Source organism: Microbacterium aurantiacum (assembly GCF_040532595.1).
Taxonomy (GTDB): Bacteria; Actinomycetota; Actinomycetes; order Actinomycetales; family Microbacteriaceae; genus Microbacterium; species Microbacterium chocolatum_B.
Map to the genome: position 1 here is coordinate 2,325,936 of NZ_JBEVYX010000001.1, position 22,838 is coordinate 2,348,773.

Genomic DNA, 22,838 nt, shown 5'->3' on the forward strand with positions numbered 1-22,838 from the left:
GGCGATTGTTGTACTCATCCGTCACATCCGCCACACTGTTCACATGCCTGGCGCCCGACTCCCCGCACGACGCAGCGCAATCACCCGGTGGATCACGGCGGTCGTCGCCGGGATAGCGCTCATCGCCGGACCGCTCGTGGCGGTTCCGACGGCGGTCGCCGCGCCCGTCACATACGCCAAGTCCGCGCACGTGCCCACCGCTGATCTGACGAAGTTCCAGCCGGGCAACATCATCTCGGACGCGACGTTCTTCGATCGCGGCACGATGACCGAGGCGCAGATCCAGGCCTTCCTCGAGGCCCGCGTTCCGAACTGCCAGTCCGGGTACACCTGCCTCAAGGACTGGTACGACACGTCTCGGACGACCACCGCAGACGCGATGTGCGGTGCGTACTCCGGCGGTGTCCGCGAGCGGGCATCCCGCATCATCTACAAGGTCGCCCAGGCGTGCGGCATCAACCCGCAGGTGATCCTCGCGACCCTCGAGAAAGAGCAGGGTCTCGTGCGTCACACGTGGCCTAGCGAGTGGCGCTACACCATCGCCATGGGGCAGGGATGCCCCGACACCGCCGCGTGCGACACCCGGTACTACGGCTTCTTCAACCAGGTCTACGGCGCGGCGTGGCAGTTCAAGCGCTATGCGAACCCCGCCGGCACCAGCCAGTACTTCACCTGGTACGCCCCGGGGAAGACCTGGAACGTGCGGTACAACCCGAACGCGTCCTGCGGCTCTTCGCCGGTCTACATCCAGAACCAGGCCACCGCGAACCTCTACTACTACACCCCGTATCAGCCGAACGCCGCAGCGCTCCGCGCGGGCTACGGCACAGGGGACGGATGCTCCGCCTACGGCAACCGCAACTTCTACAACTTTTTCACCGACTGGTTCGGGTCGACTCAAGCCATCACGTCGGGTTTGGTCTCCCAAGCGGGCAATGTCTTCGTCATCTCCGGTGCCAACCGCTACGGAATCGGCCCGTCTCTGCTTGCGGAATACTCCCGGGTGTTCGGGCAGCCGGTCGATGTGAGTTCGGAACGTCTCCGTCAATGGACCCACCGCGGAAAAGCCGGCGCTGTGATCAGGAACGCCTCGACAGGTCAGGTGGCGATGCTTCAAGGCGGTCAGAGCCACTGGTTCGGATCATGCACCCTTGTTGCGGCATGGGGCGGGGCGTGCAACTCGTCCGAGGTGATCCTGACGACTGAGGACTACAACCGGATCCCGGTCGGCGAGCGCATGACGTGGTACGCCCGGCAAGAGGCGGGAGGCGCCGTGCACCTGATCGAGGGTCAGTCGCTCGTTCCCGTGTACGACGCCGCGACCGCCACGACGCTGAACAAGGGGGTCAGCCCCTACGCGGCGGTCATGGACACGACCGTGGCCCGGCGTTACACGGTGAGCTCAACGACGAGATTCGCACCCGGGGAGTTCGTCCGCACGACGACCTCGACGCGAGTCTTGCTCCCCGGAGCCGATGGTGTGCTGCGATACCTCCCGTATTGGGGTCTCGCTGCTGAGCTGGGTCTACCGTCCACGACGTCGAGAACGGTACCGCCTGAGGCTCTTTCGGGATACCGCGACGGCGGAAACATCTCCTTGGCGGTTCGCTGCGGAGATCGGACTGGGTTTGCCGCCGGCGGCACGATCACTCCTTTCGCTGCCACCGCCTTTGAAGGCACATCGATGATGGAGCTGGACGCGGCCACCTGTGCCACCTTGACGTTCGACTCCGGCGAGCCTCGCTCCAAGGTCTTCGTACAGGGCGTCGGCCAGAATCCTGTGTACATCCTCGAGCGCGGTCAGTACCGTCATGTCACGTCCGGCTCACTCTTGACCGAGCTCGGCGGAGGGTCGCGTCCGGCCGTTCTGCGGCTTTCCGCCGGCGTGATGGATCGTCTGCCGAAGGGCGAGCCTCTCCGGGCCGCGCCCGCTCCCACACCCACACCCACACCCACACCCACACCCACGCCTCCGGTGGCGGGGGTCGACGCTGCGCAGATGGTGCGATCCTCGTCGTCGCCTCGCACCTACCTATCGACGGCGGACGGCCGGGCCCTGTACCTCTCGAGCTGGGAGCTCGGTGAGGAGTGGGGTTTCACTCGCTCGGATCTGCGTGTGATCGATGACGCCTCCTTCGGCAGGTTGCGCACCGAGGGGAACCTTTCCCTCTTTGCAACATGCGGGGGGCAACCGGTGTTCGCCTCACGGGGCACGCTCTATCGAATCGACTCGGCTGCGGCCGGCGGTTTTGCGCCGGCCACCCTCGACAGTGCGACGTGCGACCTGCTCGGTGTGTCATCCGCGGCCACTATGAACCGGGTGTTCGTGCAGCCGATCGGACAATCCGCGGTGTACGTCGCGGACAACGGGGTGTTCCGGCACGTGACGTCCCCATCGGCTCTCCCCGCCCTCGGAGGGGGCAGCCGGCCACCCGTGCTGTCGGTGAGCGCAGCCATGATGGCACGCCTCCCGATCGGATCACCTTGGGCGTGACGCACTCAGCAACGAGTCAGTCGGCAGCGGATTAGGATAAGACGGCCCTGGATCTCGGGCCTACCCGCCGAACGAAGGCTGAAACGCCCTTGACGACAATCGATCTCAGTCAATACGACGTGCCCGGGCGCGGTTTGGGCATCCTGGACGTATTCCGATGGCGATACCTGTTGCGGCTCCTGGTTCGCAAAGGCACAGCAACGCGCTATCGCAACTCCGTCCTCGGTTGGACATGGTCCTATGTCAAGCCGGCCGCCCAGTTCGTCATCTACTACTTCGTGATGGGCGTCATCCTGCGGATCCATGACGATGTGCAGAACTTCGCTATCTATCTGTTCGCTGGCGTCGTCGCTATCAACCTCTTCAACGAGGGGTTCGGTAACGCGACGAACTCGATCGTGGACAACGGTTCCCTCGTGCGGAAGATCTATCTGCCTCGAGAATTGTTCCCGATCGCCGCGATTATCGTGGCCTTCGTCCATTTTCTGCCGCAGCTCGCGATCCTGCTGCTCGTGTGCATTCTGCTCGGGTGGACGCCGTCGCTCCTCGCGGTCGGGGCCGCGTTGCTCGGCATCGTCATCGTCGTCACCTTCGCGCTGGGCCTCGGTCTGTTCTTCAGTGGGATCAACGTCCGTTTCAGGGATGCACAGAACGTCGTGGAGATCATTCGAATGTTCTCCACGTGGACGTCGCCCGTGCTCTACATGTGGGTCCTCGTCCAGGCCGCGATGCCCGCCTGGGCATTCGCCATATACATGGCAAACCCCCTGACGATCGCCGTCGAACTCTTCCACTTCGCCTTCTGGGAGGGAACCGTGACAGCTAGCCACGGACTCCCGCCGCATTTCGGTGCCTACATTGGAATCGCCCTCGCCCTTTGTGCACTTTCATTGGTCGTGGGGCAAGCCGTCTTCCGTCGCTTCGAGCGCACCTTCGCACAGGATCTCTGATGTCTGCACCGATCATCGCCGAGACGGCGACTCCACCCTCGATCATCGTCGACCACGTCTCCAAGGTCTTCCTCAAGCGGAACTCGCACTCCTTCAAGGAGGCGTTCATCGGATGGGTCCGCAAGAAGAAGGTCCGCGCCGATTCCTTCCGTGCGCTCGACGACCTGAGCTTCCAGGTGGGACAGGGGGAGGCCGTCGCGGTTCTGGGTCTCAACGGCTCGGGCAAGTCCACGACACTCAAACTCGTTTCCGGCGTCCTGGAGCCTGACGCGGGTCGCGTCTTCACGCGGGGCCGCGTTGCGGGCCTGATCGAGGTCGGCGCCGGTTTCCACCCGGACCTGTCGGGTCGCGAGAACGTGTACCTCAATGCGGCGATTCTGGGTATGAAGCGCGAGGAGATCGACGCCCGTTTCGACGACATCGTGGCGTTCAGTGAAATCGGAGAGTTCATCGATCAAGAGGTCAAGCACTACTCCTCCGGGATGTTCATGCGCCTGGCGTTCTCCGTCGCGATCCACGTCGAACTCGATGTTCTCCTCGTCGACGAGGTTCTCTCCGTCGGTGACGCGCCTTTCCGGGCGAAGTGTGCGGAGAAGATCAAGGAGCTGACGTCTACGGGCGTGACGATGCTGGTCGTCAGCCACGACATGAACATGGTCAAGGAACTCTGCGAGCGAGGCATCGTCGTCGCCAAGGGCAAGAAGGTCTTCGACGGCCCCGTGGACGAAGCGGTGGCGATTCTGCAGGGGAAGTAGCGCGGACTAACGCCGACGACGGATGCGGCGCTCGAGGCGGCGAGCGAAGCTCAGATTGTTCTCGCTCGCACGGGCTATCTCGTCGCGAATCCCGGTTTCGATGTCAACGAACCGCTGGTCGATGAACTTGGTCAGATAGAGCAACAGGCCCATGCCGTTCGCGTCCACGTACTGACGGAGAGCCTCGTCCCTGATGAGGGCGTCGTACTTCGCGTGGTCGCCGCGAGAGCCGATGACGCTGTTGCCGTGGCTGCCTTCCACGCCCTCGCGCTGGTGCCAGTACGCGTACGGCTCGTCTCCGAGGTAGTCCAGGGATCCACGGGCGAGGACTTTGAGGTTGAACGCCCAGTCTCCGACGACGGGAAGCGCGTCGTCGTAGAGTCCGAGCTCCTCGTGCAATTGTCGACGGTAGACGAACGCGATCGGAACGAACCGGTTGTACAGAAGCGTGTCCGACAGGGTCGGGGCGCTCAGCTGGGGCTGGAACATCTCGCGTCGTGTCACACGGAATCCGTCGTCCTCGCGTGTCTCCCACAGAATCTCGATGCGCGACACCACGCCGCCGCGCTCCGGTGCGGCCTCCAGATACGCGACAGCCCGGCTCAGAAACTCGGGATGCCACGAGTCATCGTCGTCATGCAGCACGAGGAGCGGGGCGGAGGTTGCCAGTACCCCGGCATTCGCGCTGACCCACCGGCCTCGTGAATCCTGATGATGGATGGCGCGCACCCGGGCGCGGTACTGGGCGGGCAGGCTCTCCACCACAGCGTCCACAGCAGAGGCATCGCCGCCGTCATTGACGATCACGCACTCCCAATCGGCGAAGCGCTGCCCGGTGATGCTCGCCAGTGCGCGCCGCAACAGATCCGGTCGATCCTTCGTGCGTACGACGATCGCGACGACCGTTGGCTGGGGCTCGGTATTCATCACGAGCGCTCCGCTGCCAGATAGGCCTCGAGTCTCTTACCCGCGTCCGCGGGCACGAACCCGGATGCGGTGAGCTTGTGGGTGTTGAGGAGGCTGTTGCGAGGGCGGGGTGCGATGGGTGCGGTGGCGTTGGCGTAGTAGTCGTGGGTGGTGACGGGGGTGATGCGGTCGGGGTCGTGTCCGATGAGTTGGTAGACGTGTCGGGCGATGTCGTACCAGGTGGTGGGTTGGCCGGTGCCGGTGAGGTTGTAGACACCGTAGGGGGCCGCTGCCGTTAGGAGGTGGTGGATGCCTTGGGCGATGTCGGTGGTGAAGGTGAGGCGTCCGGTTTGGTCGTCGACGACGGTGGGGTTGATGCCGCGTTCGGCGAGGGAGGCCATGGTGCGGACGAAGTTGTTGCCGTCGCCGATGACCCAGCTGGTGCGGATGATGTAGTGGCGGGGGACGGTGGTCACGATCGTGTCGGCGGCGGCTTTGGTTTGTCCGTAGACGCCGAGGGGACTGATCGGGTCGGTTTCGGTGTATTCGCCGTCGCGTGTGCCGTCGTAGACGTAGTCGCTGGAGACGTGGACGAGGGTGAGGCCGTTGTCGGTGGCGATGCGTGCGAGCGCGGCGGTGGCGGTGACGTTGCTGGCCCATGCGGCTGTGCGGCCGGTGGGTGTTTCGGCGGTGTCGACGGCGGTGTAGGCGGCAGCGTTGATGATGGTGTTGTAGTCCCGCCACCGCCGGTCGGTGGCGAGGGTGGGGGAGGTGAGGTCGAGGGTGTCGCGAGTGGTGTACTCGACCTGCGGGGTGTCGCCGAGCAGGTCGCGGAGGGCGCGTCCGAGTTGCCCGTTCGCGCCGGTGACGAGGATCTTCTTCCCCGCCATCGGCACCACCTCTGACAGGCGCGGGTGGTTCTTGTCCTTCTCGCTGATCTCCACCTGGTCCAGCGGGATCGGCCAGTCGATGGCGGCGGTCTCGTCGGCGAGGTTCAGGAACGTGTAGGTCGCGGTGGGCGACCAGTGGTCGTTGACGAGGTAGGTGTACGCGGTGTCCGGTTCGAGGGTCTGGTAGGAGTTCCCGACCCCGCGGGGCACGAAGATCGCTTTGGACGGGTCCAGTTCCGTGGTGAACACGGCCCCGAACGTTGGCCCTTCGCGGAGGTCGACCCAGGCGCCGAAGATTCTCCCGGTGGCGACGGAGACGTACTTGTCCCACGGTTCGGCGTGGATCCCGCGGGTGGTGCCGACGGCGTCGTTGAAGGAGATGTTGTTCTGCACCGGCCCGAAATCGGGTAGCTCCACCCCGGTCGCGGTCATCTTCTCCCGCTGCCAGTTCTCCTTGAACCACCCCCGGGAATCCCCGTGCACCGGAAGATCCAGCACCACCAGCCCCGGGATCGGGGTGGGGGTGACGGAGAGGGCTTTGCCGAACTGCGTCATGCCGGTCACTGGCCTTTGCTGGCGTAGAAGGCTTCGACGCCGTCTTTGGTGGGTGCCCACCACGCTTCGTTGGTGCGGTACCAGTCGATGGTCGCGGCAAGGCCCGCGTCGAAGTCGGAGTATTGCGGTGTCCAGCCGAGGGTGGTGCGGAGTTTGGTGGAGTCGATCGCGTAGCGCAGGTCGTGTCCTGCCCGGTCGGTGACGTGGTCGTAGGCGTCGGCGGGCTGGCCCATGAGGGTGAGGATGAGTTCCACGACGTCCTTGTTGTTCTTCTCCCCGTCGGCGCCGATCAGGTAGGTGTCCCCGATAACGCCTTTGTCGAGGATGGTGAGGACGGCGGAGGAGTGGTCGTCGGCGTGGATCCAGTCGCGGACGTTCTCCCCGGCCCCGTAGAGCTTGGGGCGGATCCCGCGGAGGACGTTGGTGATCTGGCGGGGGATGAACTTCTCCACGTGCTGGTACGGCCCGTAGTTGTTCGAGCAGTTGCTGATGGTGGCCTGCACCCCGAACGAGCGCACCCAGGCGCGGACGAGCAGGTCGGATCCGGCTTTGGTGGAGGAGTACGGGGAGGACGGGTTGTAGGGGGTGGTTTCGGTGAACCGGGCCGGGTCATCCAGTTCCAGGTCGCCGTAGACCTCGTCGGTGGAGATGTGGTGGAACCGCTTCTCGTGGCGGCGGACGGCTTCCAGCAGCGTGTAGGTGCCGATGATGTTGGTGTCCAGGAACGGACGCGGGTCATGCAGGCTGTTGTCGTTGTGGGATTCCGCGGCGTAATGCACCACCGCATCCACCCCACCCACCAGCTCATCCACCAGTGCCGCATCCGCGATGTCGCCCTGGACGAACCGGAACCGGCCCTCCGGCAACCCGTCGAGGGACGCACGGTTCCCGGCGTAGGTGAGTTTGTCGAGCACGACCACCTCGTGGTCGGTGTGGTCGATGACGTGGTGGACGAAGTTCGATCCGATGAACCCGGCCCCGCCGGTCACAAGCAGTGTCGCCATCAGTGGCCTCTCTCCAGGGTCTCCAACAGGTACGTGCCGTACCCGGACTTCACCAGCTTCTCCGCCCGCTCCCGCAACTGCGTATCGGTGAGGAACCCCTGCCGCCATGCGACTTCCTCGGGCACCCCGATCGACAACCCGGTGCGACGCTGGATCGTGCGGACATACTCCGCGGCGTCGGTCATCTGATCGAACGTGCCGGTGTCCAACCAGGCGGTGCCGCGGGGGAGGACCTCCACCTGCAGCTTCCCGCGCCGCAGATACTCCGCGTTCACATCCGTGATCTCATACTCGCCCCGCGCCGACGGCTGCAAATTCCGGGCGATATCCACCACGTCGTTGTCGTAGAAATACAGGCCCGGCACCGCATAGTTGCTCTTCGGGTGCGCGGGTTTCTCCTCCAACGACACCGCACGCCCCGCCGCGTCGAACTCCACCACCCCGTACGCCGAGGGCTCCGCAACCCAGTACGCGAACACCGCCCCACCGTCCACATCCGCGTACCGCTTGAGTTGCGACCCGAGACCGGGACCGTAGAGGAGGTTGTCGCCGAGGACCAAGGCGACCTTGTCATCCCCGATGAAGTCCGCACCGATCGTGAACGCCTGCGCCAACCCGTCCGGAGACTCCTGCACCGCGAACGACAACTCGATCCCGAACTGCGACCCATCCCCCAGAAGACGCTGAAAGAACGGCGCATCATGCGGAGTCGTGACCACCAGGATCTCCCGCACACCCGCCAACATCAGCGTCGACAACGGGTAGTACACCATCGGCTTGTCGAACACCGGAATCAACTGCTTCGACACACCCAAAGTAATCGGATGCAAACGCGTCCCAGACCCGCCGGCCAAAATGATGCCCTTCACGACACCCATCCTGCCATCGAGTGCCTAGGCGGAAAGAACCGCCCGGAAGTAGTCCACGGTCTTCTCGAGCCCCGCGTCGAGCGCGATCGTCGGCTCCCACCCCAGCTCCCGTCGTGCGAGGGTGATGTCGGGTTGCCGTTGTTTGGGATCGTCCTGCGGAAGCGGGCGATGTTCGATCTCGGATTGGCTCGCGGTCATACGCAGCACGGCGTGAGCCAGTTCGAGCATCGTGAACTCGCCTGGATTTCCGACGTTGATGGGTCCGGTGACGTCGTGCCCGGTATTCATCAGTCGGACCATGCCGTCCACGAGATCGTCCACATAGCAGAACGATCGAGTCTGCGACCCGTCGCCGTAGATCGTGATCGGTTCGCCACGAAGCGCCTGCACGATGAAGTTGGACACCACCCGACCGTCATTCGGGTGCATCCTTGGCCCGTAGGTGTTGAAGATCCGGATCACCTTGATGTCGAGATCATGCTGCCGGCGGTAATCGAAGAACAGAGTCTCTGCCGCCCGTTTCCCTTCGTCGTAGCAGGAGCGAGGACCGATCGGATTCACATTCCCCCAGTACTCCTCGCGCTGCGGGTGCACTGCGGGATCGCCATACACTTCCGACGTCGAGGCCTGCAGAATCGGCACGCGCAGTCGCTTCGCGAGCCCGAGCATGTTGATCGCGCCCACGACGCTCGTCTTCGTCGTCTGCACCGGATCGTGCTGATAGTGCACGGGGGAGGCGGGGCACGCGAGGTTGTAGATCTCGTCGACCTCGACGTAGAGCGGGAACGTCACGTCGTGACGGAGGATCTCGAAGCGCGGGTTTCCGAAGAGGTGCTCGACGTTCTTGCGACTGCCGGTGAAGAAGTTATCGACGCAGATGACTTCGTGGCCCTCGTCCAAGAGCCTCTCCGACAGGTGGGATCCGATGAAGCCGGCGCCGCCGGTGATCAGCACTCTCTTCGACACCTCCGTAGCCTAGCTCAGCGGGTTGTCGACACCATTCGCTTCTGGCCGAGCGTCCGTCCGATGGTGCCTTCGAGACGCCCGAGGAACATCGGCCATCCGTCCGTTGCGCGGATGGGTGTTGGATTGCGGACGCCATAGAGCAGCCCAGCGGCGACGAACGCGGCGCGCCACCAGAGCGGGTAGGCGTGGACCGCGAACGCGCGGCCGGTCCCGCGGCCGTACGCCCGGAGCTTCCTCCGGCGATCGGCATCGGTCAACCCGAAACCGGTCGAGATTCCATCGACGTGCACGCCGTGAGGCAGCCAGGAGAAGCGATCGACGACCTCGGGGCAAGCGCGCATGACGCGAAGGAGCAGATCGGTGCCCTCCGCAACCTGCCACGGACTTGCGGAGCCGGGTCCGATGGACTCGTCGAAGCCCCCGACAGCGTCGAAGACTGATCGGCGAAGAAGGATGCCCATCTCGATGATCGACCAGACGTTGTACCGATCGAGAGGGGTGCCGGCAGGCGGAAGAGTCGTCTTCGGCCCGCGTTCGTCCCACGAGGTGAATCCCCCCGCGATGAAGGCCGGATCGTCGGTTGCATCGTGGAGTGCATCCAGAGTCCCGGCGGGGAACACGGTGTTGTCGTTGGGGAACACGAGAACGAACTCGCCGGGGGGGAGCGCCGCGACTCCGGTGTTGCGGCCGAGCGAGGCGCCACGGGCGGATGTCGTCGCGACGACCGGAACATCACGCTCCGCGAACTCGGCAGCCAGCTCCGCGACCTCCCCTTCTTTCCCCTGCGCGACGAGAACGACCTGGTCGCCATCGCGTAGCTGACTCTCGAGCGAAGACAGGAGTGCCCGGAGCGCGTCGATCCGCCCGAGCGTCGTCACCGATAGTCCGATTTTCATGATTCGCCTCTCGCGTCAGGGGAGTTTCTCGAAGGCCAGGTACGCGGGGTCAGGGGCGTTTCGCCCCAGCTTCCAGCCCGCCACCACGTAACGTGCGCCGGTCAGGTCGCCCTTTACGGCGCAGAGGGCGACCTTCGCGCCGAGCCGAGCGAGTCCTGTCGCTGTGCCCGCGCCACCGTGCAGGCGCAGGAAATGTCGGAACGCCTGACTGGAGTAGGCGAGGATCCGGGAGCCCGCCCGCGAGTGCGAAGAAGACACGGCGTGAATCAGTACCGCGTCGGGCACCTCGGCGAATCGCACACCTGCCTCGCTCAGCCGGAAGCCGAATTCGACATCTTCCCAGTACATGAAGAATCGCTCGTCGAGAAGCCCTATCTGCTCGAATGCGGCGCGTCTTGCGAGCACGCAGGCCCACGTGAGGAAGTCTGGCTGCTCGTCGCGTCGCGGTTGACGAATGCTCCATGTGAGCCTGTTGACGACGCCGCCGGCGGAGAACTTCGTTCCGGTCGGTGTTTCGATCCGAGGGCCTACAACGCCGAGACCAGGGTCGTTCTCGAGAGCTGACACGAGGCGATCGATGTCCTGATGCGTCAACGTGGCGTCATTGTTGATCACCAGGAACTCTTCGATCGATGGATCATCCAAGAGCGCTCGCAGCCCGGAGTTCACCCCCACGGCGAAGCCGGTGTTCGATGTCAGCTCGATGATGTCGAGCCTCGGGTCGTCCACCAGCGCTGATGCGATCGAGCCATCTGCTTCATTGTCGACCACGATGACTCGAGCGATCCGCGGGTGATCTACGAGGCGCGCGACGCATGCGGCCGTCAGCTTGCGATCGCGCCACGTCAGCACGACGGCCCCCACGGAAGCGGGGGCGGGGGTGGGGAGGGACGCGCTCATGACAGGGCCTTCGGGTCGTCATCTAGGGGAGGGATCGGTTCGGTGAGTTCGATGGCACGCACCGCTGCGGCGCAAGGGCGCCAGAGGAGCAGGGTAGCGGCCGCTTCCGTGAAGGCGTAACCGACGGCGGCGCCGAGGGGACCGATCACGTTCGCCGCGATGATCATCACGGGAATGCCCACCGCGGTCGCGGCGAGCGTGGCGCGCATGACCGTCTTCGCTTTGCCGGCGGGGAAGAGAACGTGCCGTGTCATCGAGGTTCGCAGCGACAGGAGGGCGAAGACGACTCCCATCGCGATCACAAGATCGACTCCGGCGACGGCATCGGCCCCGAAGAGCAGAAGGCTCACGCTGTAGCCGAGGCTGGCGAGGACGATGCCGCCGACGATGCCGAACGCGGCGTGAGCGGTCATGGCGAGGCGCATGCGACGAGCCCGCGGTGGGCCGGTGACTTCTCCCACCCAACTCTGCAGGGCGCTCGCGAGCGTGAAGGGAAGGACGCTTCCCAACTTGAACATCTTGTCGGCCGACGCGAATCCTGCGGCCTCGAGTGGGGGCGCCGTCACGTTGACGAGGGGGGCGGGAACGCTGGAGTACGCGCTGAGCGCCGCATCGTTCAGGGCCACAGGAAAGCCGGTCCGGAAGAGGCCCGGGAGCTCGCGCGCGCGCGGCCACGACCCCGGGTGGCGTCGCAGCAACCGGTAGGTGAAGGCGCTGGTGCCGACGATCGTGACGAGGATCCCGCTCAGCGGGTACACCTCGACGACGCCGGTCGCTGCGATGGCGAAGGCCGCGAGTACGGTGGCGACGAGTCGCGGCACGGCGTCGAAGATGATGATGGTCCGCGGATCACCCACCCCTGCGCAGTACCAGGTGAACGACAGAGCGATGAGCGCGCCCTGAACGCCCATGAGGATGGTGAGCCATTCGGCCCCCGGAGAAGAGATGAGCCAGCAGATGATGGCGAGCACCGGCAGTGTGACTAGGGCGACCGCGGCGCGGACGATGATCGACTCGCGGTAGAGGCGTGCGCGACGGTCGTCGTCGGCCGCAATGGAGATGAGTGCCGGGCCGATCGCAGCCCAGCCGTACCCGATGACGATGGCTGCAAAGGTGCCGACGGACTCTCCGGCGATCGCGCTCGCCCACCCGCCGGGCCCCGCGGTGCGCGCGACGAGGGGAAGGACCACGAGGGGCGAGACCGCGGCGAGCGCCGGGAGGAGCATGAACCCCACGAGTCGACGCCGGAGGCTGAGGTCGTTCATCGCTGCTCTGAGGCGGTGTTCGCGGCTAAGAGACTCCGCAGGACTCCTGCGGTCCGCTCGGCCGTTCTGTCCCAGGTGAAGGTCTCAGCCCAGGCGCGCCCCTGCGCGACCTCGTCCGCGGTGCGGCCTTCGCGGACCGCGGAGGCGATGGCTTGGGCGAACGGCACCGGGTCGGTCGCATCGACGTAGCGCGTCGTCGTGCCGCCGACCTCCCGCAGGACGGGAATGTCGTTGGCCAGAACCGGAGCTCCTCGCCGCAGGGCATCGACCACGGGGAGGCCGAACCCCTCTGCGAGAGAAGGACACACGTAGAGGTCTGCGCGCTGATAGAGGGCTTCCAGTTGCTCGACGCTGACCCAGCCGGGCAGGATCACGTCGTTCTGCAGGCCGAGGCGTGCGACTTCGGAGCTCAGCGGATCAGGGATGCGACTACCGGCGATGACGGCGAGCGGTCTCCGCTCACGCGGGATCTGCACCAGCGCAGCGAGCAGACCGGCGAAGTTCTTGTGGGCCATCCGGTTGCCGGTACTCAAAATCATTGCGCGATCCGCGGGAATGCCAAGGGCGGCGGTTGCGCGTCCGGGATCGTCGACGTGCACGGGCTCGCTGCTCCCGTTGTGGATGACGTGAATCCGCTCCGCCGGGAGGGCGAAGATCCGACCGATGCTTTCGGCCGCTGCGGAGGAGACGGTGATCACGGCGTCGGCGGTCCGAGCGGATCGCGCCATCAGCAACGACGTCGCGGCGCGCTGTACGCGTGCGGTTGCACTTCCCGGCACTTCGTCGTAGATGGCGTCATGGAGAGTGACGACGCGCGGAGTTCCGCTCAGGACGGGCCCGAAGTTCGCCGGTGCCCAGACCAGGTCGGCGCCGTTGCGGCGCGCGAAGACCTCTGTTCCGACGACGGCGCCCAGCGCCCATGACGCGGGGTCGGAGCCGACCCATGGAACGGTGTGCACTCGCCCGGGGAAGAAGTCCGACACCAGCTTCGTCCCGGCACGCCCAGTCAGAGCACTGAAGCGGACCTCGGGGAGCAGTGCGGCCACCCGGGGGAGCAGCTCACGGGAGTAGGTCTCTGTGCCTCCCCGCGATCCGGTGTATCCGAGAAGGTCGACGAGAAGGCGCCGCTCCACCGTCAGCTTTCGATGACGGCGTCGGCGGGGATCGTCCGGCGCGGCGTTGTGAGCACACCGGAGAAGAAGCTCATGAGGATCGTCTGGAAGCCGAGCATGATTCCCAGTGCGCTGGGAATCGCGACGCGGACGACTTCCGTGGCGTCGAGCGGGCCGAAGTCGACTCCGCTCCATCGGATGACCTGCACGATCCCGATGACGATGCCGAGGACGAACAGAGCGAGTCCGACGAGGAGCCCTCGCTCTGCGCTCCACTTCGCGACGATCGAGCGGTACCGATCGCTGGCGGGGAGGAATTGTTCCGCGGTCGCGAAGAGCTTGGTCAGCCAGAAGAACATGAGGGACTGGTAGCCGATCACGCACAGCGCGCTGGCGTAGACCATCGTCGTGACGTCGAATCCGACGCCACCGATCTGGATGCCACCGAATGCGAGGATGCCGACCGCGAGGGCTCCGAGGAGGAACGCGACCAGACCCGGGTATACGAAGAGCCAGCGCGGTGCGAAGATCAGCAGGAACCGCAGGTGGCGCCATCCGTCATGCCAGCTCCGCAGGTGGGGCGGGCGGGAGCGACCGTCCTTCTTCAGCGTCGTCGGCACCTCCTCGATGCGGTAGTTCGGCCGTGCCAGCGTCGCCTTCACGACCATCTCGGAGGCGAATTCCATGCCGGTCGTCTGCAGGCCGAGCGCCGCGATGCGGTCGCGGTTGAAGCCACGGAGCCCGCAGTGGAAGTCGCCGACATTCGGGCGGAAGAAGAGCTGGCCGATTCCGGAGAGGACCGGGTTGCCCAGGTACTTGTGGAGTGGCGGCATGGCTCCCGGGGCGATGCCGCCCGCGAACCGATTGCCCATCACGAGGTCTGCTCCCTCGCGGAGGCGGTCGACGAATGGCTGCAGGTTCTCGAAGTCGTAGCTGTCGTCGGCGTCGCCCATGATGATGTACCGCCCGCGGGCCGTCTCGATGCCGTTGATGAGGGCGGCGCCGTAGCCGCGTCGCGGTGCATGGGTCACGCGGGCACCGAGGCTCTCGGCGAGCGCTTGCGATCCGTCCGTGCTGCCGTTGTCGGAGATCAGCACCTCACCGTTGATGCCCGAGCGTTCGAGGAACCCGCGGGCCTTCCGGATGCACACCTCGAGCGTTTCGGCCTCGTTCAGGCACGGCATCAGGATCGTCAGTTCGACGTCGTTGGTTTCGGCGGGGCGGTTCACGTGTTCTCTGCTCTCTGTCTGCGACGGCGAGGCGAGCGGGACGCGCTTTTCGCGTCGACGCACTCGAGGATCGCGTCGATGGTGCGCGCGATCGTGCGGTTCTTCACCGCTTCGCCGTACCAGTGTCTCGTTGTTTCCCTGAGGAGCTCGCCACCGGAGACGGCGCGTGCGATCGCGGTCCCGAGATCCTCTGCGCTCGCCGAGGGGGCGACGAAGCCGTTTCGACCCTCGTCGATCAGTTCGGTGGAGGCGTTTCCCTCGCCGGATACGAGGACGACGGGCGTTCCGTGAGCAGCAGCCTCGACGACCACGAGTCCGTACCCCTCCCGACGGGACGGGTTCACGAGCACCGCTGCCCGCGCCATCAGAGTCTCGAGGTCGGCTTGGGTGACGAACCCGCGCAGCTCGCTCCAGCTGCGTCCGTCGACGGCATCTATCGCCCGCTCGACCTCCGGCGTCGAGGATCCGGTTCCGAGGATGACGAGCCGAAGGTCGGGCACTATGGCTCGCGCTTCCGCGACAGCGGCGGGGATCGTTTCCACCTGCTTGTCGGCGATATGGCGCCCCGCATAGAGCGCGAACGGAGGGCGGCTGGGGGGTGCACAGTCGGATGCCGCCGTGATCTCCGCCTCGATGAGTCCCGGGCTGACGAGCAGATCACCGCGCAGCCCCTCGGCGCGGAGCCGCCGAGCGCTCAGGTCCGAGTGGCATGTGGCCACCGGCGTGAGCGCGATCGCGGCCCGTTGCAGAGCCCACGCCACTGTCCCTGTCACGCGACCGGCGTACTCAAGCCACTGACGTCGCCGCCAGACTTCGAGGTAATCCGCGATGACGAGCGTGCGGCTCCCCCACAGCGCCGCGCGCGCAGCGAAGACGTTGAGGACGGGGAGTGCGCTGACGACGACCGCGTCGTAGTCATGCCGAGAGCGCCTCAGCGCCCGGAAGAGGTGCCACGCGAACGATAGCGCCGCGGCAGAGCGTCGGACGCCGCGGGAGTCGTAGAGGTCGAGGCGCGGGCTCACCGCCCGAACGCGGAACGGCTCGTCAGTTGGAGGCTCTCCCTCCCACTGCAGGGCGGTGAGGTAGTCGACATCGTCCCCGCGAGTCGCGATCTCTCGGGCGAAGGCACGATACTGCCGTTCGCCGCCGCCTGTGGTGAACGGATACAGGCAGTCGTAGGCGATCGCGGTGCGCCGGGCCACGGTCAGCACCCCACGATCTGGAACAGGCGGGCGTCGTCGCCTTCCGAGTCAATCAGGACGAGTTTTTCCGAGGGATCCAGGTCGTTGAGGCCTGCTCGCTCACCGCCCGCGGCTTTGTTGTTCCAGACGTTCTGGCTACCGAAGTCCAGCACGTACTCCGCGTCGAGCCGGTCGATCACGGTGCATACCTCGGGGTCGGACCCGATGTTCTCCAGGTTGGCGTCGATGAACTCTTCGTCGGCGCTCCGCGCGGAGAAGACGTGGCGAGCGACGACCTCTTTCCCGCCGAGGGCATAGGCGAGTGAGCCGCCCGTCCACGGGTTGACGATGAGCACCGCATCATCGGGAACTGTTTCGTCGAGTCGTGCGATGAGCGCTTGTTCGTCCCGGGTGAGGAGGGGTGACGAGTCGCTGAGTCGGTATGAGTCGTGAGCGCGCTCGACCATCGCCACGACGTTCGGGCCCGTCGCCGCGAGAACGAGGAGAAGCACGGTGAGTCCGCTGACGAGGAGCAGTCGCAGCGGCTCGGGCCACGATCGACGGTGGAAGATCCGAGACACCGCATCCAGCACGACGAGGACCCCGACGACAGCGACCGGGATCCCTGGGAGGGGGAGGATGGCCGCGAGACGGTAGGAGTCGTTGTACCAGGGGTTGGTGATCAGGTCGCGAAGGGTGGTGCCGGTGGGGATCCCGCTCACGACGATGAAGAGGAACGCCGCCGCCGCAAAGGGCAGACCCACCCGCAGCCAGCGGGACGGGTGCCGCACGATGGCGATCATTCCTACCAGCAGCAGGACGGACGTCGCGATCGTGATCGGATAGCCGCGAGGTGAAATGAGAGCGGCTTCGCCGAAGGCTTGAGCAGTGCTCTGCCACGCGCCCCAGACCGACATGCCCGCATTCGTGCGTCCGAAGCGCCATAGGCCGACGAGCCCGACCGTCATGACGACGATGACGAGGAGCGGAGCAAGCCGCGCTCGTCGGGTTTTCGCGGCCCAGGCCGCGAGGGCCGACTCTGTGACCACCACGGCGAATGCCAGCGCGAACAGAGCGAGAAAGGCATTCGGGTGCGAGATCCCGACGGCCGCGCACGTGACGAGCAGAAGCAAGAGGGCCCTGACTCGATCTCGTCCACGCACCGTCAGCAGCATCCACACAGCGGCGAGCCCGGCGGGCAGGACCGCGTAGCCGGTGGCGTTGGGGTAGAGCACCCCGAAATCGAGAAGGAGGAGGGGGAACGCCGCGAAACCGGTGGTGAGCACAGCGGTCACCGCAAGGGCTGCGGGCCGCGCGGCGAACAGAGTCGCTCCGAGCGCCAGCGCCGAAACGGGCCATGCGATCGCGAAGATGGCGATGTTGGCGGCGTTGACGGCGAGGGGGATCGAGCCGCCGCCCAGCTGAGCGACGAGCGTGACGACGCTGTGCCAGCCGTTGGGGTAGAACGCGATGTCGGAGGTGCTCCCGATGACGACCACGGACGCATCGCCGAGATCGAGCGCAAGCCGGATGGCGTTGAGATGCACGATGTTGTCGAACGTCTGCGAGATGTTCTCTGGGCTGCCGAATGCCGTCATCAGCTGCACGCTGATTGCCGCTGCGGCCGCGACGGCACCGACCCCTGCGGCGTAGAAGGCGCGAGCCCGACCCTGCTCCCAGGGCTGTCGATCGACACCGTCGTTGCGGGCGACCCATCGCGAGACGGCCCAGGCGACAAGCGCGGCGATGGCGGTGACGATGGCGACAGGGAACAGCGACCACGCCAGTCCTACGAGCGGCCCGACGGAAGAAGCCACTGCGATGATGGCGATCGATATGGCCGGCGCGAACAACCACGCGACCAGGGAACGGACTCCCCAGCCGGCCACGATGACGGCGGCCCCGGGGAGGAGAACGAGCGCCGTCCCGATCAGGATCGATGGGACCGCACTCAGCCAAGCATCGTTCATCTCGACTCCCGGCCTCTGAACAACAGTGAGTTATCGTAGTAGACCGTCGCCTGGAGACTTGCCCTACGCACCGGTGCGGCCGGTTTCCGCCGCCTCTTCGCACGCCGTCCCGCCCCAGAAAGCGCTCGCCACATGGATCTTCTCGTCGTCGGCTCCGGCTTCTTCGGACTCACCATTGCGGAGCGCGCTGCGGCCGCGGGACGGAAGGTGACCGTCATCGATCGACGCCATCACATCGGTGGCAACGCGTACAGCGAGGACGAGCCCACCACGGGCATCGAGGTCCACCGGTACGGTGCGCACCTGTTCCACACGTCCAACCCCGGCGTGTGGGAGTACGTGAACCGCTTCACGTCCTTCACCTCCTACGTGCACCGGGTCTACACCAACCACGCGGGTGTCGTCTTCCCGATGCCGATCAACCTCGGCACGATCAACCAGTTTTTCCGGGCCGCCTACACGCCCGACGAAGCGCGCGCCCTGGTGTCGGAGCAGGCGGGCGAGTTCGACGCCAAGACGGCGGCGAACCTGGAGGAGAAGGGCATCGCTCTGATCGGGCGCCCCCTCTACGAGGCGTTCATCCGCGACTACACCGCCAAGCAGTGGCAGACCGATCCGAAGGACCTCCCCGCGGAGGTCATCAGCCGACTGCCCGTCCGCTACACCTACGACAACCGCTACTTCAACGACACGTGGGAGGGGCTGCCCACCGACGGCTACACCGCCTGGCTCGAGCGGATGGCAGATCATCCGAACATCGAGGTGGCCCTCGAAACCGACTTCTTCGACACGACTCAGCCGCTCAACAAGCGCGACACCGTCGGACAGCTGCCGATCGTCTACACGGGTCCGGTCGACCGTTACTTCGACTACACCGCCGGTGCCCTCTCTTGGCGCACGCTGGACTTCGAAGAGGAGGTCCTCGACGTCGGCGACTTCCAAGGCACCCCGGTGATGAACTACGCCGACGCCGACATCTCCTATACGCGCATCCACGAGTTCAAGCACTTCCACCCCGAGCGCGCCGACCGCTACCCGACCGATAAGACGGTCATCATGCGCGAGTTCTCCCGGTTCGCGGAGCGCGAGGACGAGCCCTATTACCCCGTGAACACCCCGGAGGACCGGCAGGGTCTGCTCGCCTATCGCGATCTCAGCCAGGGGGAGAAGGACGTGCACTTCGGCGGACGACTCGGTACCTACCAGTACCTCGACATGCACATGGCGATCGGCGCCGCGCTGTCGATGTGGAACAACCAGCTCGCCTGACGCGCGAGCCGTAGGATCATCGGGTGACCACCGCGACCGTCGGTGCCCCGGGCTCGCCGCGGCGCTACCTCCACTCGCTGTGGCTGCTGTCGGCGCGCGACCTCAAGGTTCGCTACGCGACGAGCGCGCTGGGCTACCTGTGGTCCGTGCTCGACCCCCTGGTGATGAGCCTCATTTACTGGTTCATCTTCACGCAGGTCTTCCAGCGCTCGGTCGGACACGATCCGTACATCGTGTTCCTTATCACGGCGCTCCTGCCGTGGGTGTGGTTCAACGCAGCCGTCTCCGACTTCACGAGGGCGTTCAACAAAGACGCGCGCCTCGTGCGATCCACCGCGATCCCGCGCACGATCTGGGTCAATCGCATCGTGCTGAGCAAGGGAATCGAGTTCCTCTGCTCCCTCCCCGTCCTCGTCGGGTTCATCGTGGTCGCCGTCTTCACGAGCACCGCCCCGATCGCCTTCAACTGGGGGCTGCTGCTCTTCCCTGTGGCCGTCCTGCTCCAGACGGCGCTTCTGGTGGGGCTCGGTCTCCTCGTCGCGCCCCTGTGTGTGATCTACACCGATCTCGAACGGACGACGAAGCTCATCCTCAGGGTCCTGTTCTACGCGTCGCCCATCATCTATTCGGTCTCCGACCTCCCCGGTGTCTTCCCCGAGCTGGCGGCGTTCAACCCGCTCTCGGGGATCTTCACGCTCTATCGCGTGGGGTTCTTCCCGGAGGTCTGGGACACCTTCAGCGTCGTCGTGGGCGCGGCCATCAGTATCGGCTTCCTGATCATCGGGATCCTGGTGTTCCGCCGACTGGAACGCCCCGTCTTGAAGGAACTGTGATGGACGGACTCGCGATTCGCGTCGACACTCTCGGCGTCCGCTTCCGCCGCAATCGCCGAGGTCGGCGCAGTTTCAAGGACCTGTTCGCGGGGGCGAAGCGTCGGACGCGCCCCGGCGAATTCTGGGCGCTGCGCGACGTCTCCTTCACCGTCGAGCACGGCGAGGCCATCGGCGTCGTCGGACGCAACGGACAGGGGAAGTCGACGCTCCTCAAGCTCGTCGCCGGGGTCCTCCTGCCGGACGAAGGCAGCGTCACTGTGTCCGGCGGGGTCGCCCCCCTCATCGAGATCACCGGGGGTTTCGTCGGCGATCTCACCGTCCGGGAGAACGTCCGGCTGACCGCAGGACTCCACGGGATGCCCCGCGCCGAGGTGGCTCGTCGATTCGACGGGATCATCGACTTCGCCGAGCTGCACGACTTCGTCGACACCCCGTACAAGCACCTCTCGAACGGCATGAAGGTGCGTCTGGCGTTCGCGGTGGTCTCGCAGCTCGAGGAACCCGTTCTTCTCGTAGACGAGGTGCTGGCCGTCGGAGACAAGGCCTTCCGCGAGAAGTGCTACCGCCGCATTGACGAGCTGCTCGCCGAGGGGCGGACGCTCTTCTTCGTCAGTCACAACGAGCGCGACCTGCGCCGCTTCTGCACGCGAGGGTTGTACCTCGACAAGGGGAAGTTGGCGATGGACGCCGTGATCGGCGATGTGCTCGATCGGTACAACGCCGACTACGGGACATCATGACGACCCTCACGCGGGCGTCGTTCAAGGAACGATCGTCCGCCCTCGGTCTCTCCTCCACCCGTCGCATCGAGGGGATCGACGGGCTGAGAGGCATCGCTCTCACGCTTGTCGTCCTGTTCCATCTCTTCGGGAACGGCCGCGTATCCGGCGGCGTCGACGTGTTCCTCGTGGTTTCTGGTTTCCTTCTTGCGTTGTCGCTCGGCGGAGCCTTACGGTCGCAAACGCCGGTCGGGGTCACGAGACGGTGGGGACGGATGTTCGCGCGGCTCGCCCCTCCTGCTGCGGTGGTCCTCTTGTTCGTCGTTCTGATCTCGGTGTTCGTCCTACCGCCGTGGACCCGCGAGCAGAACCTTCGCGAGGTTGTCGCCGCTGCGCTGTACTTCGAGAACTGGGAGCTCATCTGGTCGCAGCTTGCGTACGGGGCCGCGGGGCCGCTAGCCAGCCCTGTGCAGCACTTCTGGTCACTGTCGATCCAAGCTCAGGTCTTCATCGTTCTCCCCGTTCTTGCTTTCGTCATTGCTCGCTGCCTGCCGTCTGGTCGCTCGGCCGTACGCCTCTTCTGGTCTGTCGTCGCTGTGTCCACGGTGACCTCCTTCGCATATGCGTGGACGCTGAACAGCACGGCGCCGGACATCGCGTACTTCGACTCGTTCGCCCGGTTCTGGGAACTCGGCGTCGGAGCACTCGCAGCAAGCGTGCTCACCCGGCGCTTGTCGATCCGTCGAAGCTGGGCGAGCGCGCTGGGATGGGTCGGCCTCGCCCTGGTGATCACGAGTGCGTGGCTCGTGGACGGGGCACGACATTTTCCTGGTCCGTATGCGCTCCTCCCCGTCGGCGGAGCTCTGCTCGTCATTGTCGCCTGCGCATCCACCGGTAGACACTCGCTGAGCGCGGTGCTCAGCGCCCGTCCGCTACGCGCGCTCGACAGGATCTCGTACCCCCTCTACCTGTGGCATTGGCCACTTCTCATCACGGTCCTCGCGATGACCGGTCTCGACAGCGTCGGTCCAATCGAGGCACTGGTCGTCCTCACGGCATCCGTGCTCGCCGCGCTCGCGACGAACCGTCTCGTCGGAGTCCCGGTTGCCTATCTGATCGCTCGGTGGCTGAGCCCACGACTCCTCCTCGTTCCGCTACTTGCCATCGCTGTCGTGCTCAGCGTGACGGTGCCTCAGCTCAGGGTTGTCGATCACGGCAGTGTTGCCGACGAGCTGGGTCCCTGCGCGGGCGCGGCGGCGTTGGACCCCACGTCGCATCAATGCCGCGACTTCACTGCGACTGCGCTCGTGCCACGCCTCGAGGACCTGGACGCCGACGACGGCAACCGTTCGGAGTGTTGGGCCGGACGCGATGTGGATGAACTTCGCGTGTGCACACTCGGTCCGTCGGAGGGCTACTCCCAGCGTCTCCTCGCAGTGGGCGACTCGCACAACAACTCGCTGATCGGGGCGTACGAGCACATCGCACAGCAGAATGGCTGGCGAATCGACGTCGCAGGGCGCGGCCGGTGCTACTGGACGTCGGCCATCCAGTGGCAACCGACCCCAGGCGAAACGGAAGACTGCGCCGCTTGGGTCGCGGAGCTGACCCAATTCATTGCGGGACAAGAAGACCTCGATGCCGTGATCGTGACACATTCAAGCGTGTCCCGGCTCGAAGTGCCGCAGGGTGTCGAGCCCGATCAGTATCGCGTTGACGGACTGCTGGGTGCGTGGAGTGCACGGCCGGCCGGCGTACCCATCATCGCCATTCGCGACAATCCCATCTTCCCCAGAGACCTTCTCGAGTGTCTTCAAGATGAATCAGCAGCTGTCGAGGGCGCGTGCTCGCTATCCCGAGACGAGGCGCTCCGGGATGACGGTCTCGCAACCGCGACCACGCTCTCGGCGGACGCACACCTTATCGACCTCTCCCACCTGATGTGTACGTCATACGAATGTCCGCTGGTCCTGGGCGGGGTCGTCGTCGTCAGGGACGGACGCCATCTCACCGACTCGTTCGTGCAGACGCTCACGCCCTATCTCAGAGGCGAAGTAGAAGCGGTCGTCGGCTGA

The 22,838-nt window shown here is 65.6% G+C and carries 19 protein-coding genes; 7 read left to right on the forward strand and 12 right to left on the reverse strand.

What is annotated here, in order from left to right; all coding sequences use genetic code 11:
• Window positions 1-43: 43 nt before the first annotated feature.
• From ABXJ56_RS10890 to ABXJ56_RS10900, 3 genes are all read left to right on the forward strand, one after another.
• Complete coding sequence (locus ABXJ56_RS10890) at window positions 44-2,494, forward strand: hypothetical protein (RefSeq protein WP_353999685.1); 2,451 nt, start codon at window positions 44-46, stop codon at window positions 2,492-2,494.
• Window positions 2,495-2,583: 89 nt separating this feature from the next.
• Window positions 2,584-3,444, forward strand: coding sequence for an ABC transporter permease (locus ABXJ56_RS10895; RefSeq protein ID WP_353999686.1), 861 nt, complete (start codon window positions 2,584-2,586; stop codon window positions 3,442-3,444).
• Window positions 3,444-4,199 carry an ABC transporter ATP-binding protein gene (locus ABXJ56_RS10900; RefSeq protein WP_353999687.1) on the forward strand — a complete coding sequence of 252 codons (756 nt, stop codon included), beginning with the start codon at window positions 3,444-3,446 and terminating at the stop codon, window positions 4,197-4,199. Before ABXJ56_RS10895 ends, ABXJ56_RS10900 begins: the two co-directional genes overlap by 1 nt.
• Window positions 4,200-4,205: 6 nt before the next feature.
• On the opposite strand, the gene ABXJ56_RS10905 is transcribed toward ABXJ56_RS10900, so the two are convergent.
• The 12 genes from ABXJ56_RS10905 to ABXJ56_RS10960 are packed head-to-tail and all read right to left on the reverse strand — an operon-like array spanning window position 4,206 to window position 17,942.
• Window positions 4,206-5,126 (reverse strand): glycosyltransferase family 2 protein, encoded by a 921-nt coding sequence (locus ABXJ56_RS10905; RefSeq protein ID WP_353999688.1) that lies wholly within the window; start codon window positions 5,124-5,126, stop codon window positions 4,206-4,208.
• A complete protein-coding gene (locus ABXJ56_RS10910; RefSeq protein ID WP_354000009.1) occupies window positions 5,126-6,550 on the reverse strand; it encodes a bifunctional dTDP-4-dehydrorhamnose 3,5-epimerase family protein/NAD(P)-dependent oxidoreductase in 1,425 nt (474 codons plus the stop codon). Before ABXJ56_RS10910 ends, ABXJ56_RS10905 begins: the two co-directional genes overlap by 1 nt.
• Before the next feature lie 5 nt (window positions 6,551-6,555).
• Window positions 6,556-7,554 carry a dTDP-glucose 4,6-dehydratase gene (rfbB, locus tag ABXJ56_RS10915; RefSeq protein ID WP_353999689.1) on the reverse strand — a complete coding sequence of 333 codons (999 nt, stop codon included), beginning with the start codon at window positions 7,552-7,554 and terminating at the stop codon, window positions 6,556-6,558.
• Window positions 7,554-8,423, reverse strand: a complete 870-nt coding sequence (gene rfbA / locus ABXJ56_RS10920; protein WP_353999690.1) for a glucose-1-phosphate thymidylyltransferase RfbA — start codon at window positions 8,421-8,423, stop codon at window positions 7,554-7,556. The genes rfbB and rfbA overlap by 1 nt, the downstream gene beginning before the upstream one ends.
• A gap of 24 nt (window positions 8,424-8,447) precedes the next feature.
• Entirely contained in the window at window positions 8,448-9,389 is a 942-nt protein-coding gene (locus ABXJ56_RS10925; RefSeq protein WP_353999691.1) for a UDP-glucuronic acid decarboxylase family protein, read from the reverse strand.
• A 14-nt stretch (window positions 9,390-9,403) separates the two neighbouring features.
• Window positions 9,404-10,285, reverse strand: coding sequence for a glycosyltransferase family 2 protein (locus ABXJ56_RS10930; RefSeq protein ID WP_353999692.1), 882 nt, complete (start codon window positions 10,283-10,285; stop codon window positions 9,404-9,406).
• 15 nt (window positions 10,286-10,300) lie between these two features.
• Window positions 10,301-11,185: a glycosyltransferase family 2 protein gene (locus ABXJ56_RS10935; RefSeq protein ID WP_353999693.1), complete on the reverse strand. Its 885-nt coding sequence runs from the start codon at window positions 11,183-11,185 to the stop codon at window positions 10,301-10,303.
• Window positions 11,182-12,450 (reverse strand): hypothetical protein, encoded by a 1,269-nt coding sequence (locus ABXJ56_RS10940; protein ID WP_353999694.1) that lies wholly within the window; start codon window positions 12,448-12,450, stop codon window positions 11,182-11,184. Before ABXJ56_RS10940 ends, ABXJ56_RS10935 begins: the two co-directional genes overlap by 4 nt.
• The gene (locus ABXJ56_RS10945) at window positions 12,447-13,583 is read right to left on the reverse strand and encodes a glycosyltransferase family 4 protein (RefSeq protein ID WP_353999695.1); all 1,137 of its coding nucleotides are present in this window, start codon (window positions 13,581-13,583) and stop codon (window positions 12,447-12,449) included. Before ABXJ56_RS10945 ends, ABXJ56_RS10940 begins: the two co-directional genes overlap by 4 nt.
• Window positions 13,584-13,585: 2 nt before the next feature.
• The gene (locus ABXJ56_RS10950; RefSeq protein ID WP_353999696.1) at window positions 13,586-14,791 is read right to left on the reverse strand and encodes a glycosyltransferase; all 1,206 of its coding nucleotides are present in this window, start codon (window positions 14,789-14,791) and stop codon (window positions 13,586-13,588) included.
• On the reverse strand, window positions 14,788-15,993 hold the full coding sequence (locus tag ABXJ56_RS10955; protein WP_353999697.1) for a glycosyltransferase family 4 protein: 1,206 nt from the start codon (window positions 15,991-15,993) through the stop codon (window positions 14,788-14,790). Before ABXJ56_RS10955 ends, ABXJ56_RS10950 begins: the two co-directional genes overlap by 4 nt.
• A gap of 2 nt (window positions 15,994-15,995) precedes the next feature.
• Window positions 15,996-17,942, reverse strand: a complete 1,947-nt coding sequence (locus ABXJ56_RS10960) for a DUF6541 family protein (RefSeq protein WP_353999698.1) — start codon at window positions 17,940-17,942, stop codon at window positions 15,996-15,998.
• Window positions 17,943-18,074: 132 nt separating this feature from the next.
• Here ABXJ56_RS10960 and glf point away from each other — a divergent pair, with 132 nt between their 5' ends.
• The 4 genes from glf to ABXJ56_RS10980 are packed head-to-tail and all read left to right on the forward strand — an operon-like array spanning window position 18,075 to window position 22,838.
• Window positions 18,075-19,211: a UDP-galactopyranose mutase gene (gene glf, locus ABXJ56_RS10965; protein ID WP_353999699.1), complete on the forward strand. Its 1,137-nt coding sequence runs from the start codon at window positions 18,075-18,077 to the stop codon at window positions 19,209-19,211.
• Window positions 19,212-19,234: 23 nt separating this feature from the next.
• Window positions 19,235-20,044, forward strand: a complete 810-nt coding sequence (locus ABXJ56_RS10970) for an ABC transporter permease (RefSeq protein WP_353999700.1) — start codon at window positions 19,235-19,237, stop codon at window positions 20,042-20,044.
• The gene (locus tag ABXJ56_RS10975) at window positions 20,044-20,784 is read left to right on the forward strand and encodes an ABC transporter ATP-binding protein (protein WP_353999701.1); all 741 of its coding nucleotides are present in this window, start codon (window positions 20,044-20,046) and stop codon (window positions 20,782-20,784) included. The genes ABXJ56_RS10970 and ABXJ56_RS10975 overlap by 1 nt, the downstream gene beginning before the upstream one ends.
• Window positions 20,781-22,838 (forward strand): acyltransferase family protein, encoded by a 2,058-nt coding sequence (locus tag ABXJ56_RS10980; protein ID WP_353999702.1) that lies wholly within the window; start codon window positions 20,781-20,783, stop codon window positions 22,836-22,838. The genes ABXJ56_RS10975 and ABXJ56_RS10980 overlap by 4 nt, the downstream gene beginning before the upstream one ends.